The sequence below is a fragment of the Caballeronia sp. 11_S32 genome, assembly GCF_056930355.1.
On sequence record NZ_JBXOWH010000003.1, the window covers coordinates 1,181,135 to 1,195,834 of the forward strand.

14 protein-coding genes and 1 tRNA gene are annotated in these 14,700 nt (G+C 64.3%); 5 read left to right on the plus strand and 10 right to left on the minus strand.

Annotated elements, in window-relative coordinates; translation table 11 throughout:
- Positions 1-45: 45 nt before the first annotated feature.
- The 3 genes from AC1Z32_RS17070 to AC1Z32_RS17080 form a co-directional block, all read right to left on the minus strand.
- Positions 46-468 (minus strand): GNAT family acetyltransferase, encoded by a 423-nt coding sequence (locus AC1Z32_RS17070; RefSeq protein ID WP_483479741.1) that lies wholly within the window; start codon positions 466-468, stop codon positions 46-48.
- A complete protein-coding gene (locus AC1Z32_RS17075) occupies positions 465-1,649 on the minus strand; it encodes an acetylornithine transaminase (protein WP_483479742.1) in 1,185 nt (394 codons plus the stop codon). Before AC1Z32_RS17075 ends, AC1Z32_RS17070 begins: the two co-directional genes overlap by 4 nt.
- A gap of 276 nt (positions 1,650-1,925) precedes the next feature.
- A complete protein-coding gene (locus tag AC1Z32_RS17080; RefSeq protein ID WP_483479743.1) occupies positions 1,926-2,957 on the minus strand; it encodes a CDP-6-deoxy-delta-3,4-glucoseen reductase in 1,032 nt (343 codons plus the stop codon).
- 89 nt (positions 2,958-3,046) lie between these two features.
- Between AC1Z32_RS17080 and AC1Z32_RS17085 the strand changes: the two genes are divergently transcribed.
- The gene (locus AC1Z32_RS17085) at positions 3,047-4,165 is read left to right on the plus strand and encodes an NAD-dependent epimerase/dehydratase family protein (protein WP_483479744.1); all 1,119 of its coding nucleotides are present in this window, start codon (positions 3,047-3,049) and stop codon (positions 4,163-4,165) included.
- Here the strand turns inward: AC1Z32_RS17085 and AC1Z32_RS17090 are convergent.
- The 4 genes from AC1Z32_RS17090 to AC1Z32_RS17105 form a co-directional block, all read right to left on the minus strand.
- Entirely contained in the window at positions 4,162-4,338 is a 177-nt protein-coding gene (locus tag AC1Z32_RS17090; RefSeq protein ID WP_483479745.1) for a hypothetical protein, read from the minus strand. The two genes, AC1Z32_RS17085 and AC1Z32_RS17090, sit on opposite strands and share 4 nt — an antisense overlap.
- Before the next feature lie 261 nt (positions 4,339-4,599).
- Positions 4,600-5,322 (minus strand): pseudouridine synthase, encoded by a 723-nt coding sequence (locus AC1Z32_RS17095; RefSeq protein ID WP_483479746.1) that lies wholly within the window; start codon positions 5,320-5,322, stop codon positions 4,600-4,602.
- A gap of 189 nt (positions 5,323-5,511) precedes the next feature.
- Positions 5,512-6,609 (minus strand): TIGR03118 family protein, encoded by a 1,098-nt coding sequence (locus tag AC1Z32_RS17100; RefSeq protein WP_483479747.1) that lies wholly within the window; start codon positions 6,607-6,609, stop codon positions 5,512-5,514.
- 108 nt (positions 6,610-6,717) lie between these two features.
- Positions 6,718-7,326, minus strand: coding sequence for a hypothetical protein (locus AC1Z32_RS17105; protein ID WP_483479748.1), 609 nt, complete (start codon positions 7,324-7,326; stop codon positions 6,718-6,720).
- Between AC1Z32_RS17105 and AC1Z32_RS17110 the strand changes: the two genes are divergently transcribed.
- Entirely contained in the window at positions 7,277-8,440 is a 1,164-nt protein-coding gene (locus AC1Z32_RS17110) for a hypothetical protein (protein WP_483479749.1), read from the plus strand. The two genes, AC1Z32_RS17105 and AC1Z32_RS17110, sit on opposite strands and share 50 nt — an antisense overlap.
- Before the next feature lie 625 nt (positions 8,441-9,065).
- Positions 9,066-9,599 (plus strand): hypothetical protein, encoded by a 534-nt coding sequence (locus AC1Z32_RS17115; RefSeq protein WP_483479750.1) that lies wholly within the window; start codon positions 9,066-9,068, stop codon positions 9,597-9,599.
- 266 nt (positions 9,600-9,865) lie between these two features.
- On the opposite strand, the gene AC1Z32_RS17120 is transcribed toward AC1Z32_RS17115, so the two are convergent.
- From AC1Z32_RS17120 to AC1Z32_RS17130, 3 genes are all read right to left on the minus strand, one after another.
- A tRNA-Leu gene (locus AC1Z32_RS17120) sits at positions 9,866-9,950 on the minus strand.
- Positions 9,951-10,075: 125 nt separating this feature from the next.
- Positions 10,076-11,236 (minus strand): ABC transporter substrate-binding protein, encoded by a 1,161-nt coding sequence (locus tag AC1Z32_RS17125; protein ID WP_483479751.1) that lies wholly within the window; start codon positions 11,234-11,236, stop codon positions 10,076-10,078.
- Between the two features lie 56 nt (positions 11,237-11,292).
- Complete coding sequence (locus AC1Z32_RS17130) at positions 11,293-12,234, minus strand: CysB family HTH-type transcriptional regulator (RefSeq protein ID WP_483479752.1); 942 nt, start codon at positions 12,232-12,234, stop codon at positions 11,293-11,295.
- 238 nt (positions 12,235-12,472) lie between these two features.
- On the opposite strand from AC1Z32_RS17130, the gene AC1Z32_RS17135 reads away from it, so the two are divergent.
- Together AC1Z32_RS17135 and AC1Z32_RS17140 are read left to right on the plus strand one after the other, a co-directional pair.
- Positions 12,473-14,149, plus strand: coding sequence for a nitrite/sulfite reductase (locus AC1Z32_RS17135; protein ID WP_483479753.1), 1,677 nt, complete (start codon positions 12,473-12,475; stop codon positions 14,147-14,149).
- A gap of 10 nt (positions 14,150-14,159) precedes the next feature.
- Positions 14,160-14,699: a DUF934 domain-containing protein gene (locus AC1Z32_RS17140; protein ID WP_483479754.1), complete on the plus strand. Its 540-nt coding sequence runs from the start codon at positions 14,160-14,162 to the stop codon at positions 14,697-14,699.
- Position 14,700: the final 1 nt, after the last annotated feature.

Consider the following 14,700-nt stretch of genomic DNA (forward strand, 5'->3'; position numbering starts at 1 on the left):
TGCTGGAAAGAACAAAGCCGGCTGTCGCAAGACAGCCGGCTTTTTTCATAGCCGCTTGCCGAGGCTCACGACTTCGTCCATCCGATACCCCAGCTTTTCATAGAACCCGCGCAATTCCGTCTTGAACGACAGGATCTGAAGATTCACCTTCGGACAACCGAGCTTCGTCAACGCGGCTTCCGCGTGCTTCATCAACGCGCTGCCGAAGCCGCGTCCGCGCAGCGAAGGCGTGACGGCGAGCGAGTACACCCAGCCGCGATGCCCGTCGTAGCCGGCCATGACCGTGCCGATCACGTCGCCGTCGAGCGAACCGACGAAGAACAGCGCCGGCTGCGTTTTCATCTTGTTGGCGATCGATAAAGCCGGGTCGCGCTGTGGCCGCGATGCGTCCGCGTACTCCGGAAACACATCGCGCCACAGGGCGATCACGGCATCGCGATCGCCTGCATCGAACGCGCGGATGATCACAGCGAATCGAGCACCGAGCGCAGCATTGTCATCATCTGGTCGATCTCGTCCCTGGTGACGTTGAGCGCGGGCATGAAGCGCAGCAGGTTCGGGCGCGCCGCGTTGAGCAGCAGGCCGTCGGGCTGCATCAGACGCGCTTTTTCGACGATCTGCGGACCCTTGTCGCTGTCGAGCAGCAGCGCGCGCAGCAGGCCTTCGCCGCGCTCGCCCTTGAAGCCGCGCTCCGCCGAAAGCTTCAGCAGTTCCTGCTTCAGATACTCGCCTTTCTCGCGCACGCTTTCGAGGAAGCCCGGTGCGACGAGTTGCGAAATCACCGAATGACCGACCGCTGCCATCAGCGGGTTGCCGTTGTACGTGCCGCCCTGATCGCCTGCTTCGAAGCACGCGACTTCCGCCTTCGAGAGCAGCGCAGCGAGCGGCACGCCACCACCGATGCCCTTGCCGAGCGTCATGATGTCCGGCTCGATACCCGAGAGCTCGTACGCGAACAAGGTCCCCGCGCGGCCGCAACCGCTTTGCACTTCATCGACGATCAACAGCAGGTTGTGCTTCTTCGTCAGCTCGCGCAGCTGCTGCATGAACTCGCGCGTTGCGGGAATCACGCCGCCTTCGCCCTGAATCGGCTCGAGCATCACGCCGACGGTCTTCTCGTTGATGAGCTTCTCGACCGACGCGATGTCGTTCAGATCGCCCTTCGGAAAGCCCGGCACCTGCGGCGCGTAAATGGTGTCCCAGCCGGCCTTGCCGCTCGCGGACATCGTCGCGAGGGTGCGGCCGTGGAAGCTGTGATCGAAGGTGATGATCTCGTATGCGCCATTCCTGAACTTCCTGCCCCACTTGCGCGCGAGCTTGATCGCGCCTTCGTTCGCTTCGGCGCCGCTGTTCGCGAAGAACACCTTGTCGAAGCAGCTGTTCGCGGTGAGCAGACCCGCGAGCTGTGCCATCGGCGCGTTGTAGAACGCCGGCGACGGATTGATCAGCGTGCGCGCCTGCTTCTCGAGCGCTTCGATCATGCCTTCGTTGCAGTGGCCGAGCGAGTTCACGGCCCAGCCCTGGATGAAGTCGAGATAGCGCTTGCCCGTGTTGTCGTAGAGCCAGGAGCCCTTGCCGTGCGTGAACACGATCTCGGGACGGTTCGTGATGTACATCAGCGAATCAACGGGGTACTCATTGAAATTCATGACAGGGGGCTCCACGAAGGCTAGTGCGAGAGAAAGATGAAAACGATGCGGAAAAAACAAAAGCCACGGATTTCCGTGGCTTCATTTCGTGCGCTTCGAACAAACCGAACCGTGAGCGCAAATGCATGACGAGCCAGCGGCATCCCTAGGGAAGCGGCGAGCGGCGACGTCGAAGTGCGTTCAGGGTTTTGATCATTCGCGAAGGATACGTTAAGCGGTTGCTGCCTGTAAACCGTGCACGCGGATTTTTTGTCCGCGTGCAGGTTGTGTGCAACATCAGACCGGATGCGCGAGATCCGCCGCGCTCGTGAACGAATCCGCGTAGAACTCGTCTTCCGGCAGGCGATGATGCTGCGTGAAATCGCGCTGGGCGGATTCCACCATCACGGGCGCGCCGCACGCGTACACCTGATAGCCGCTCAAGTCTGGCAGGTCCTCGATGACAGCGCGATGAACGAAACCCGTACGCCCCGTCCAGTTGTCGTCCGCATCGGGTTCGGAGAGCACCGGCACGAACCTGAAGTTCGGGATGTCCTTCGCCCACTGTGTGGCGAGGTCCATCATGTAGAGGTCCTTCTTGCGGCGGCCGCCCCAGTAGAGCGTCATCGGGCGGTTCAGGTTCTTGAACACCGCATGCTCGATGATCGCCTTGATCGGCGCGAAGCCCGTGCCCGATGCGAGCAGCACGATGGGCTTCTCGGATTCGTCGCGCAGGAAGAACGTGCCGAGCGGGCCTTCGAAGCGCAGGATGTCGCGCTCCTTCATCGCGCCGAACACATGATCCGTGAACGTGCCGCCCGGCATGTGGCGGATATGCAGTTCGAGCGGGCCTTCGTGATGCGGCGGGCTCGCCATGGAATAGCTGCGGCGCTTGCCGTCCTTCAGAATGAATTCGATGTACTGGCCCGCGAGATACTGCAGGCGCTCGTTCGCGGGCAACTGCAGCTTCAGCTCGATGACGTCATCCGCCTTGCGTTCCAGCGCGTTCACGCGGCACGGCAGCTTCTTCACCTGCACGTCGCCGACGCCCGCGACTTCGCGCACGTCGATTTCGAGGTCGGTCTGCGCTGTGGCGCAGCAGAAGAGGGCCATGCCGCGCGTCTTTTCATCGTTCGACAAAGCCGACGACGAATGCGGCGCCTGCTCGACTTCGCCGCTCACGACGGCGCCCTTGCAGGAGCCGCACGCGCCGTTCTTGCAGCCGTACGGCAGGCCGATGCCCTGACGCAGCGCGGCGGTGAGCACCGGTTCGTCGGGTTCTACTTGAAACTGCCGGCCGCTTTGCCGGAGCGTTACGTTGAAAGCCATAGATCGATTCTGCGATGTGTGGAGTTGTCTCTTGGGTTGCCTTTTTTCGACGCCGCACGCCCGTTTCGAGCGGCGGATAGAATGCCCGGATGATCGCCACTCGAAACCTTCGTCGCGCGCGAGTCCTGATCGTCGGATGCGGCGATGTCGGCATGCGCGCGCTGCCGCTCTTTCAGGCGCGCGCCGCGGCGCCCCGCGTGATCGCGCTCACGCATCATCCCGAGCGCGCGGGCGAACTGCGCGCGGCGGGCGCGACGCCTATTCCCGGCGATCTCGATGCGCGCAAAAGCCTCAAACGGCTCGCGGGCATCGCGCGAAGCGTGCTGCATCTCGCCCCGCCGCCGCGCGATGGCCTCGACGACCGCCGCACGCGCGCGCTGATCGCCACCTTGCGCGCGCCGCGCCGTTCGACCGCGCGCGCAGCGCAGACGCCGGTCATGGCGCAGCGGTTGATACGCGGCTACATGCGCGCCTTCGAAACACGAACGCGGCATGTGTTGCGCGACGCCTCTCGCGCGCCTTTGCGCCGGCCCGGCCAACGCCCGGGCTCATTTGCGAAAACGTCTTTCATTGTACCCGACGGCCCTTTTCCGACCAGCATCCGGCAAGCGAGCTTCCGCCCCGGCTTGCGCTTCGTCTACGCGAGCACGACGGGCGTCTACGGCGATTGCGGCGGCGCGTGGATCGACGAAACGCGGCCTGCGCGCCCGGAGAACGAGCGCGCGCGGCGGCGCGTCTCGGCGGAGCGGCAGTTGCGCGCGGCGGGCGTGGAGAGCGGCTGGCGCGTGTCGATCGCGCGCATCCCGGGCATCTACGCGGGCAACCGTCTGCCGCTTGCGCGCATCGAGCGGGCGCAGCCGGCGCTCATCGAATCCGACGACGTCTACACGAACCACATTCACGCCGACGATCTCGCCGCAATTCTCGTGCGCGCGCTCGCGCACGGCCGTCCGCAACGCGTCATCAACGCTTCCGACGACACCGATTTGCGCATGGCGGATTACTTCGACCGCGTGGCGGATGCGTACGGGCTCCCGCGCGTGCCGCGCATTTCGCGGGCGGAAGCACAGACGCGTCTCGAACCGCTCACGCTCTCATTCATGCGCGAGTCGCGGCGGCTCTCCAACGCGCGCCTGAAGCGCGAACTGGCTTACGTACTGCGCCATCCGACGGTCGAAGATTTCCTGCGAACGAACGCGCGGCGCTAGATCAGCGCGGGAATCGTTTCGAGCAGGACGAAGCACATCAACGCGCCGATCAATGCGCCGATGAGATTCGGCGAATCCTTGTGGCGCAGGTGCATGACGAGGGCCAATACCCCGATGAGGACAGCGCTCAACGCAACGAACGCAATCAGCGCGGCGGTCGAGTGGGAGACCATGATGCCCTCCTGCTTTTTTGATAGTCGTTATCGGTATCCGTTAGACCAGTATATGAGGGCCGATCACGGAAGGCATGCTGCGCCGCAGCGCCGGCCGTTCAGGGCTTTTACCGATTTGCATGCTCAATGCGCGTGGATCGGTGCGACGACTTTCGTCAAGATCGGCGAACGCGCGCGCTGCGCCGCCCGGAGAGCGATCTCGGGCGTGGTCCGCATGGCGCTTCATCGTCGTGCGCGCGCAACGCATCCGGCTCGGCGATGTCAGGGCGCTTTTTCTGGCGTTTCGCGCAGCGCGGCGAGATCGGCTTCATCGAGCCAGCGCCACGCGCCTTCGGCAAGGGTCTCAGGCAACGCATAGCCGCCGACGCGCTCGCGATGCAGTTGCTCCACACGGTTGCCCGCCGCCGCGACCATGCGCTTCACCTGATGGTATTTGCCTTCGAGCACGGTGAGTTCGAGCAGCCGGTCGCCGCGCCGGTTCGCCGCGAGCGCGGCGCTCGGCTTCGACTCGCCGTGCAACAGCACGCCTTCGCGCAGCTTCGTGAGCTGAGCATCGTCGAGCGGATGACGCACCGTTGCGAGATAGACCTTCGGCACCTTCCGTTTGGGCGATGTGAACGCGTGCACGAACGCGCCGTCGTCGGAAAGGAGGAGGAGGCCGGTCGTGTCCTGATCGAGCCGCCCGACCGCCTGAACGCCGCGCTCGGCAAGCTGCGGCGGCAGCAGATGAAAGATGCTCAGATGATGCTGCGGATCGCGCGAGCATTCGTAGCCCGCGGGTTTGTTGAGCGCGATGTACGCCTTCGCGCGATACGTCCAGCGGTGATCGTCGACTTCGAATTCGAGACCGGGCGCGACGGGAAGATCGGCATGCGGATCGTCGCGCACGACGCCCGCGACGCGCACGCGTCCTTCGGCGACGATGCCGCGGCACTGGCGGCGCGACCCGAAGCCTTGGGAGAAGAGGAGGGTTTCGAGGTCCATCGGATGAGCGGAGTTGAAGCGCGCATTCTAGCAAGCCGCGCTTCGAGTCAGCGCTCATGCGCTCGCCTCGCGTCATCGATAAAAAGGGCGCCGCCCGAACCACGGACGGCGCCCGGAGTGGCGATGCGCACTTCGGACGAGGAGGTGTCCGTGGCCGGCGTCATCGCCCAGGGAAAAGCGGCGCGCGCTTCATTGCACGTCGATGCGCCCGTACACGCCGTCGGCTTCGTCATTCGGACCGGCGGCGAAGAACAACGTGTTCGACGGCTGCGCGTTCAGGTTGTTGCCGAACGCGATGCCCCAGAGGCCGGGCTGCACGAGCGGCTTGCCGTCCGTGTTCATGAACTGCCCGACGAACGCGCCGGTATTCGGATCGAACGCGTTGATCGTGCCGTCGCCGAAATTGCCGACGAGAATGTCGTTGCTGAAGGTGCCGAAGTTGCCCGGCGCCTGAGCCACGCCCCACGGCGCATTCAGCGGGCCGTTCGCGGCGAAGCGCTGCATGAGGTTGCCGTCGATGTCGAACACGTCGACGAAGCCCTGGCCAGCGCCCGCCACGTCGTCCTCGGCGTCGCTGTCCTGCTTCGCGTAGGTCACGAAGATCTTCGAGCCGATCGCCTGGATGCCGAAGGGCGCGAAGCCCGCGGGAATCTGCGTGTCCTTGAAGCCGCCGGGCACGGCGATTCGCGTGAACGTGCCGTCGAAGACATCGACCTTGTTGTTGTGGAAATCGGTCGCGTAGAGCCGATGTCCGCCCGCCGCCGTCGTGGCGATCGCGAGTCCCTTGTAGATCGCGCCCGACGCGCTCGAATCGACGGCGGTGAACGCGTGCGTCGTGTCGACGGCCGGCGCCCACGCAGTGATCGAGCCGCCTTCGCCCGCGAAGATGAACGCCGCGACGCCGGACTTGCCGTTGCGCGCGAGCGTCAGATCCGGTCCCTGGTTGAAGACGATGCCGGTCGGGTTCGCGGGGCCCATCGCAGTGGGAGGAATCGCCACGACGAGCGACTGAACCACGCCGTTGCCGTCGTAGAGCGTGGCCGTCTGCGTGCCGTTATTGGCGACCCAGACGAAGCCGTTCGGGTTGAACGCGACGCCCCAGCCGTTTTTCAGGTTGGGGTCCGTGTGCGGGGCGGGGACGGCGCCGTCGGATACGACGATCGTCATCTTGAAGCGCGTCGCCGCCGGCATGCTGTCGCTCGAGCCGCCGCCGCAGGAGACAAGGCCCGTCAACGTCACGACCGCGGCGGCGCAAGCCAGGAGGCGGCTCCACAATCCGGTTTGCATGATGGTGACTCCTTCGGCCGCGGCGCGCCGTCAGTTCGTTCGTCACCTCTAAACGGATGGGCCCGGAAGCTTATTCCGTTCGCAATCGCGTGATTGCTTCGATGCGCTTCAGTGCGCGTCGCCGCGTCCCTTTGCGACCATCGGCACGCCCAGCCCGAGAAGCGTGAAGCGGGCGTCGTCCTGATCGCCAGCCGCCGCGCCGTGCTTCGGGCTTACGCTCCAGCGGCCGTCGAAGGTCATTGCCGGGACGGTGGGCTTCGGTATCGCGCTGGCCTGGCGGAAGTACTCCGTATTGGACTCTTTCTGTACGACGAGCGCGCGGCGCAAGCTCGCCTGGGTCTGGGCGTTGCGCGGGTCCAGCGCGACCGCGCGGCGGGCATTGCGCAATGCGCACGCCGGCTCCTGCTTGGCGGCGCACGAGCGGGCGCTCGTGATCGCGCCGTCGCGCGCGCGTTCCTGCCGCGACACTTCGGCCGCAAGCTGCTGGATTTCCGGACTGCGAGGCTGGCTTGCGTAGAGGCCGCGCATGTGACGTCGCGCGGCGGTGAGATCGCGATTGGCGAGCGCCTGCTGGACCGCCGCGATGTCATGCGCAATGGCGGCGGGCAGCGGCTCCTGGGAGGGCTTGTCGATCGCGGCGATAGTCGGTGCGATGACGGGCTTGTCCTTGTTCGCGACCGCTGTCGTGCCGCGCGGCGGTTCGGATGGGCGCGTCACGGGCTTTGTCGGGATCGGCGCTGACAGGGTCAGCGTTGCGCTTTCGCGCGGTTCCGGTTTTTGTGTCGATGCGATGGCGGGTTTGATCGAAGGCGTCGCGGCGGCCACGGACGCGGCTGGCGCCGCGGCGGCGTTGATCGTCGTCGTGGCTGGCGTCGATGGCTTGGTGGCGCCGATTGCAGCCGATATCGCGACGGCGTGCGAAGGCGGGTTTGCTGCAGCGACTGCTGTGGGCGCACGGGTCGCGGGCGTACCCGTTGTGACCGATGTGGCCTTCGTCGTCGATTGCGCCACGACCGTGGTTGACGCGACGGACACTGGCGGCTTTGCGGGCGCGCTGATCGCGACCGTGCTGCTTGATCTCGCCGAAGCGGCTTCCATTGGCGCCCGCACCGCGACCGTGGTTGACACAGCGGACGCTGGCGGCTGTGCGGGCGCGACTGCGGCGACCGTGCCGTTCGCCGTGGCTGATGCGGTTGCCGCCGGCGCTCGCGCCGCGATTGCGGTTGGCACAGCGGGCACGGGCGGCTTCGTGGACGCGCTTGTTCCGAGCGTGCTGCTCGATGCGGCCGAAGCGGTTTCCGCAGCCGTCCGCGCCGCGACTGCGGTTGACACAGTGGACGCTGGCGGCTTTGCGGACGCGCTTGCCGTGACCGTGCTGCTCGATGCGGCCGAAGCGGTTTCCGCAGCCGTCCGCGCCGCGACTGCGGTTGACACAGCGGACGCTGGCGGCTTTGCGGACGTGCTCGCCGCGACTGTCCCGCTCGCTGCGGCCGAAGCGGTTTCCGCCGCCGTCCGCGCCGCGACTGCGGTTGACACAGTGGACGCTGGCGGTTTTGCGGACGTGCTTGCCGCGACTGTCCCGCTCGCCGTCACCGAAGCGGTCTCCGCCGCCGTTCGCGCCGCGACCGGAACGCTCGGCGCCGCGTGCATCGACGTGATCGCGGTTTGCGCCGACGACTCCTTTGCTCCCGAGTTCCGGACGAGCGCTTCCGATGCCTGTCGTTCGCGTGTGGGGCTTGTCTTCTCCGGCGCGTGCCCGTTCGCATTCGAGCGCGTCATCGATGCATGCCGCGCATCGCTCGCGCTCGGTGCCTCGGATACGCCGTCGTGAATCGCGCCTGCCACGCTGACGGCGGGGCGCGCGCTCGTCGCGCCGGGGACGGTGTTCGGATCGGCATAGAAATAGGCCCCGGCCGCGATACCGGCCACGACACCGCCGACCAGCACCGCGATGCCCCTGCGAGCGGGCTTGCGCGTTTGCGCGGGCGGAAGGTCGCCGGGCTCGGCGAGACTCGGGTAGGACGTCAGCATCTTGCGGCGCACGAGGCGCTGCAGCCAGCCGCTGTCGCGCAAGTCGACGATGTCGAGTTCGCCGGGCATGTCCGCGGGCGCGGCGGTATCGGCGCGGCTCGTGAAAATCGCGCCTTGCCGATCCGATCCGCAGGACGGGCAGGAGTCTTCCTCGGCCCGGGATACCGTGTTGCACCGATGGCAGATCACGGAGTCGAGCGACAGCGAGTATTCAGGTCGATTCATCTCGCACCCTTGTTCGATTTATGGCTCGCCGCGTCGCGCGAGCGGGTCACGACATCAGGCGTGTCCTGAGCAACCCGACATGCGGCTGCCGCGCGCGCGAGCATCCTCGTGATGATCCGGGCGCCGGGGTTCTGAATGCCGATCGGAAGCCATTTTTGCGGCGCGCGGTGACAGGCGTCTACGCGCTTGCGCACATTTGAATGATGAACGGACCAAGGAGAAGGAGGCCCGGTAGCCAACCGGACGACTTCCGCGCCCTCACGCCATCGGCGAAATTGCGTGGCATCACGCACGAAAGGATGATGACCATGCAAAGGAAAGGCTTCGACACGACGGCGCGGCAATTGATCGTCGGGCTGCCGCTATTCATGGGCGCGATCGAATATATCCTGCGGGTCGCGCTCAACCAGCCCGGAAAGGACGACTTCTTCCCCATTTCACTCGTCGCCTCGAGCGTCAGTCTGAACGTTGCGCTGGCAGTGCTGCCGGCCGAGCTTCGCAGCGGTTTCCCTCGCTGGGCTTCGAGACAAGGAACCAGTCAGGCGATCCTTATCGCCAATCTGGGAATTTTCGCCTCCCTGATTGGAATGCTTCTGTGGATATACTTGCTCGTCGCTTCGTTTAGTCAGGAAGTACGCGGGCTCCTGCCGTCGCACCCTCTGAGAGATGCTTTGGTGTACTACGGGTTATCAATCGTGTTGAATGAATGGAAGGCTGGGGTGTCAAGATGTTGAACTTCGTATTGGGATTCTTTCGGGAGTATTGGCCGGTCGTCGTAGCTTGTGCATTTGCGAGATTTGGCGCTCCGGTTCTGGCGGACTGGTTATGTCGTAACGTCGCCAAGGAGGCGCCTCAGGGCGGAACGAAACCCGATTCTGGCGCCGAGTGAAAATGGGCTGCCGCGACCCGTCGGTGCGACGAGGCTTCCAATTGCGCGTGGGATTTCGCCCGCCCCAAACGCAAAAAGCCGCTCCGGAAGGAGCGGCTTTTTGAACAATCCTGGTGCCCAGGGCCGGAATCGAACCGGCACGCCTTGCGGCGGGGGATTTTGAGTCCCCTGCGTCTACCAATTTCACCACCTGGGCCTGAACTGGTTCGTACCGGGAAAAACGCAGCAACGAACCAATCGAGTCGGCGATTATGACCGAAAACGCCGTCGCCGGCAAGCGACAACGGCGCCAATACTGGAAACTCGCCGCAACCTCGGAAATTACTGAGCGAGATAGGTGAACGCGCCGTTTTTGATCACGCCCATCACGCTCGCGCGCTGATCCAGGCCAACGTGATCCGTCGCGCTCGTATTCACCACGCCGTTCGGCACGACGAGTTCATGCGCGTGCTCCAGTTCCGATCTCAGCGCAACGCGGAACTCCTTCGTGCCCGGCTTGGCCGTCTTCAGCGCGCGCGACACGGCATCCTGCAGGCGCGGATACACGCCCGCCGCATCGCCCGCGAATTGCGTGACCGTGCCTTTGCCGTATTTCTCCTCATACGCGTTCACGAACGCAAGCGCCGCCTTCTTCGACGGATGATCCGCCGGCAGCGTACGCGCCACGACCACCGGCTGCGTCGGGAAGAGCGTGCCTTCCACATCCTTGCCGCCGAGCTTGATGAACTCCGGCGTCGCGATGCCGTGCGTCTGATAGATCGCGCCCTTGTAGCCACGCTCGACGAGCGTGCGCTGCGGCAGCACCGTCGGCGTGCCCGCGCCCGCGATCAGCACCGCGTCCGGCTTCGCGGCCATCAGCTTGAGGATCTGGCCGGTGACGCTCGCATCCGTGCGGTTGAAGCGCTCGCTCGCGACAATCCTGATATGCCGGAGATCGGCGAACTTGGTGAACTCGTTGAGCCAGCTATCGCCGTAGCTGTCCGCGAAGCCGATGAAGCCCACCGTCTTCACGCCGTGATTCGCCATGTAGCGCGTCATCACGTCGGCCATCGCGCGGTCGGTCTGGGCCATCTTGAATGCCCACACCTTCTTGCCCTCCTGCGGCTCAACGACCGAAGCCGAGCCGATCAGCGTGATCATCGGCGTTTCGGATTCGGCGACGGGATCGAGCGCGGCGAGCGCCGCCGGCGTGATGTTCGGCCCGACGATCACGTCGACGTGGTCCTCGCTGATGAGCTTGCGAATGTTGCGCACTGCCGCGCCCGGGTCCGAGCCGTCGTCGAGGATGATGTACTCCGCGTTCTGTCCGGCGATGGTCTTCGGCCACATGAGCATCGCGTTCTTGCTGGTGATGCCGATCGCGGCGGCGGGGCCGGTGCTCGACAGATCGATGCCAACTTTCAATTGCGCGTGTGCGGCGGCAGCAATGACGGACAATGCGACGCCGGCAGCGAGCCGGCGCGTGAACTTCGACAACGTCATCGGGAAGGTCTCCAGGGGAAGGTTTTCTTTTTCGAGGCGGCACGCGCCGCCGATTTTCAAAGCTCGTAGCTTTCGTGTTCGCCGGAAAGGGCCTGCTCGATCAGCTTGCGGTTCAACGACGGCGACAGCAGTTCGACGAGCGTATACACATAGCCGCGCAGATACGCGCCCTGTTTCAGCGCGAGCCGCGTGACGTTGGTGCCGAACAGATGGCCGACGGGCATCGCGCGCAGATGCTTGTCGCGCTCTGGATTGAATGCGATGTCAGCAAGGATGCCGACACCCAGCCCGAGTTCGACGTAAGTCTTGATCACGTCCGCGTCGATGGCTTCGAGCACGATGTCGGGCGTCAGATTGCGCAGGGCGAACGCCTGATTGATCTTCGTGCGCCCGGCGAACGACGCCTCGTACGTGATGATCGGGTATTGCGCGAGATCGTCGAGCGTGAGCGTCTTGCGCTCCAGCAGCGGATGATCCGGCAGCATGACGGCGAGATGCTGCCACTGAAAGCAGGGCAGCGACACCAGTTCCTTATAGTTGGCGATGGCCTCGGTCGCGATGGCGATATCCGCCTGATCGTGGATGACCATTTCGGCGACCTGCGTCGGACTGCCTTGCAGAATTGAAAGGTGGACCTTCGGAAAGCGCTTTTTGAACTCGGCGATCGCCGCCGGCAGGGAGTAGCGCGCCTGCGTGTGCGTCGCGGCGATCACAAGATTGCCCTGATCCTGCGCCGCGTAATCCTTACCGACGCGTTTCAGGCTCTCCACTTCCTGCAAAATTTTCTCGACCGACGCGAGGATGATCCGACCCGGCTCGGTCAGCGATCTCACGCGTTTCCCATGTCGCGTGAAGATCTCGACGCCCAGTTCGTCTTCCAGTTCGATGATCGCCTTGGAGACGCCTGGCTGCGATGTGTACAGCGCCTTCGCGGCTTCCGTCAGATTGAAGTTCTGCCGGACGGCCTCGCGCACGAAGCGGAACTGATGCAGGTTCATTTATAACTCAGCCGCATATCAAAGTAATTTTTCAGTCGTTTGCAATATATAGCAGGTTCTTTACTATCAGTCCAATTTTTCCAATATCCATATCTCTATCTGTCATAAGCAAATGAGCGTTCCGTCTGAACGGCTCGCGCGGCAGGCACTCAATGGATATTCGATGGATGAGACGCGCGACGGGTCTGGGATTCTGAGCTAGGACGCCGCGCTTTACACAAGAACTTGGGGTCCCCGAATGTACCAATACGATCAGATCGACCAACGCATCGTCGACGAACGTGTCGCGCAGTACGCTGACCAGGTCCGCCGCCGTCTGTCGGGCGAATTGACCGAAGAGGAATTCCGTCCGCTGCGTCTGCAGAACGGCCTGTACATGCAGCGCCACGCGTACATGCACCGCATCGCGATTCCGTACGGCAACCTGCGCAGCGACCAGCTCCGCGTGCTGGCGACGATCGCGCGCGAGCACGACCGCGGCTACGGCCACTTTTCGACGCGGACCAACATCCAGTTCAACTGGGTCGAGCTCGAAGAGACGCCGGAAATCCTGCGCAAGCTCGCCTCGGTGCAGATGCACGCGATCCAGACCTCGGGCAACTGCATCCGCAACATCACGGCCGATCAATTCGCTGGCGTCGCGCCCGATGAAGTCGTCGATCCGCGTCCGTGGTCCGAAATCCTGCGTCAATGGTCGACGTTCCATCCGGAATTCGCGTGGCTGCCGCGCAAGTTCAAGATCGCGGTGAACGGCTCGGCGGAAGACCGCGCGGCCGTGCAGATCCACGATCTCGGCGTGTATCTCAAGAAGAACGCGCAGGGCGAAGTCGTGATGGACATTCTCGCGGGCGGCGGTCTCGGCCGCACGCCGATCGTCGGCGCGATCATCAAGCGCGATCTGCCGTGGCAGCACCTGATCACCTATTGCGAAGCCGTGCTGCGCGTGTACAACCGCTACGGCCGCCGCGACAACATGTACAAGGCGCGCATCAAGATTCTCGTGAAGGCGCTGTCGGCGGAGAAGTTCAGCAAGCAGGTCGAGGAAGAGTGGCAGCATCTGAAGGACGGTCCGTCGACGATCACGCAGGAAGAAGTCGACCGCGTGTCGAAGTTCTTCGCGCCGCCCGCCTACGAAAAGCTCGCGGACACGGATGCTTCGTATGAAAAGCATCTGATCGACAGCAAGCCGTTCGCGCGCTGGGTCGAGCGCAACGTGCGCCCGCACAAGGTGCCGGGCTACGCCGCGGTGACGCTTTCGCTGAAGCAGCGCGACATCGCGCCGGGCGACGCCACCGACAAGCAGATGGACGACGTCGCCGCCATGGCCGACGAGTTCTCGTTCGGCGAAATCCGCGTGTCGCACGAGCAGAACCTGATTCTCGCGAACGTGAAGAAGCGCGACCTGTACGCCGTGTGGGAGCGCGCGAAGGCGCTCGGCTTCGCGACGGCGAACATCGGTCTGCTGACGGACATCATTGCGTGCCCGGGCGGCGACTTCTGCTCGCTCGCGAATGCGAAGTCGATTCCGATCGCGCTGGCGATTCAGGACCGCTTCAACGATCTCGACTACGTGTACGACCTCGGCGACATGTCGCTGAACATCTCGGGCTGCATCAACGCGTGCGGTCATCACCATGTCGGCAACATCGGCATTCTGGGCGTCGATAAGGACGGCTCGGAGTGGTATCAGGTGACGCTCGGCGGCGAGCAGAGCTCGGGCGAAACGGGCGCGCATCTCGGCAAGGTTATCGGCCCGTCGTTCTCGGCGGAAGAGATGCCCGACGTGATCTCGCAAGTGATCGATACCTTCGTCGATAACCGCATCGAAGGCGAGCGTTTCATCGATACGTTCGGCCGCATCGGCATGGCGCCGTTCAAGGAGCGCGTGTACGCATCGCGCCAGGCTCACGCTTAAGGATCTGCAAATGACGTTGATTATCAAGAACCGCGCCGTTGTCGAAGACAATTTCACCGTCGTGCGTGCCGCCGAAGACGGCGCGTTGCCCGCTGTCGATGCGTTGCCTGCCGGCAAGGTGATCGTGCCGTTCGCGCTGTGGAAAGAGCACAAGTCGGCGATCGTCGCATCGCGTGCGAAGGAAGACATTGGCGTGTGGCTTGCACCGGACGACGAACCCGCGGACATCGTCGCGGACTTTACGCAGATCTCCGTGATCGCGGTCGATTTCCCGGTGTTCCGCGATGGCCGCGGCTTCTCCATCGGCCGCCTGCTGCGCGAGCGTTATCAGTGGACGGGCGAACTGCGCGCGATCGGCGACGTGCTGCGCGATCAGGTTGCGTTCCATGCGCGCTGCGGCTTCGACGCGTTCGCGGTGCGCGCGGACAAGGACATCAACGACGCGCTCAACGCGTTCACCGAATTCACCGAGCTCTATCAGGGCGCGACCGACAATCCGGAACCGCTGTTCCGCCGTCGCGCGGCGCTGATCGCAGCTCTCGGAGCCTGAC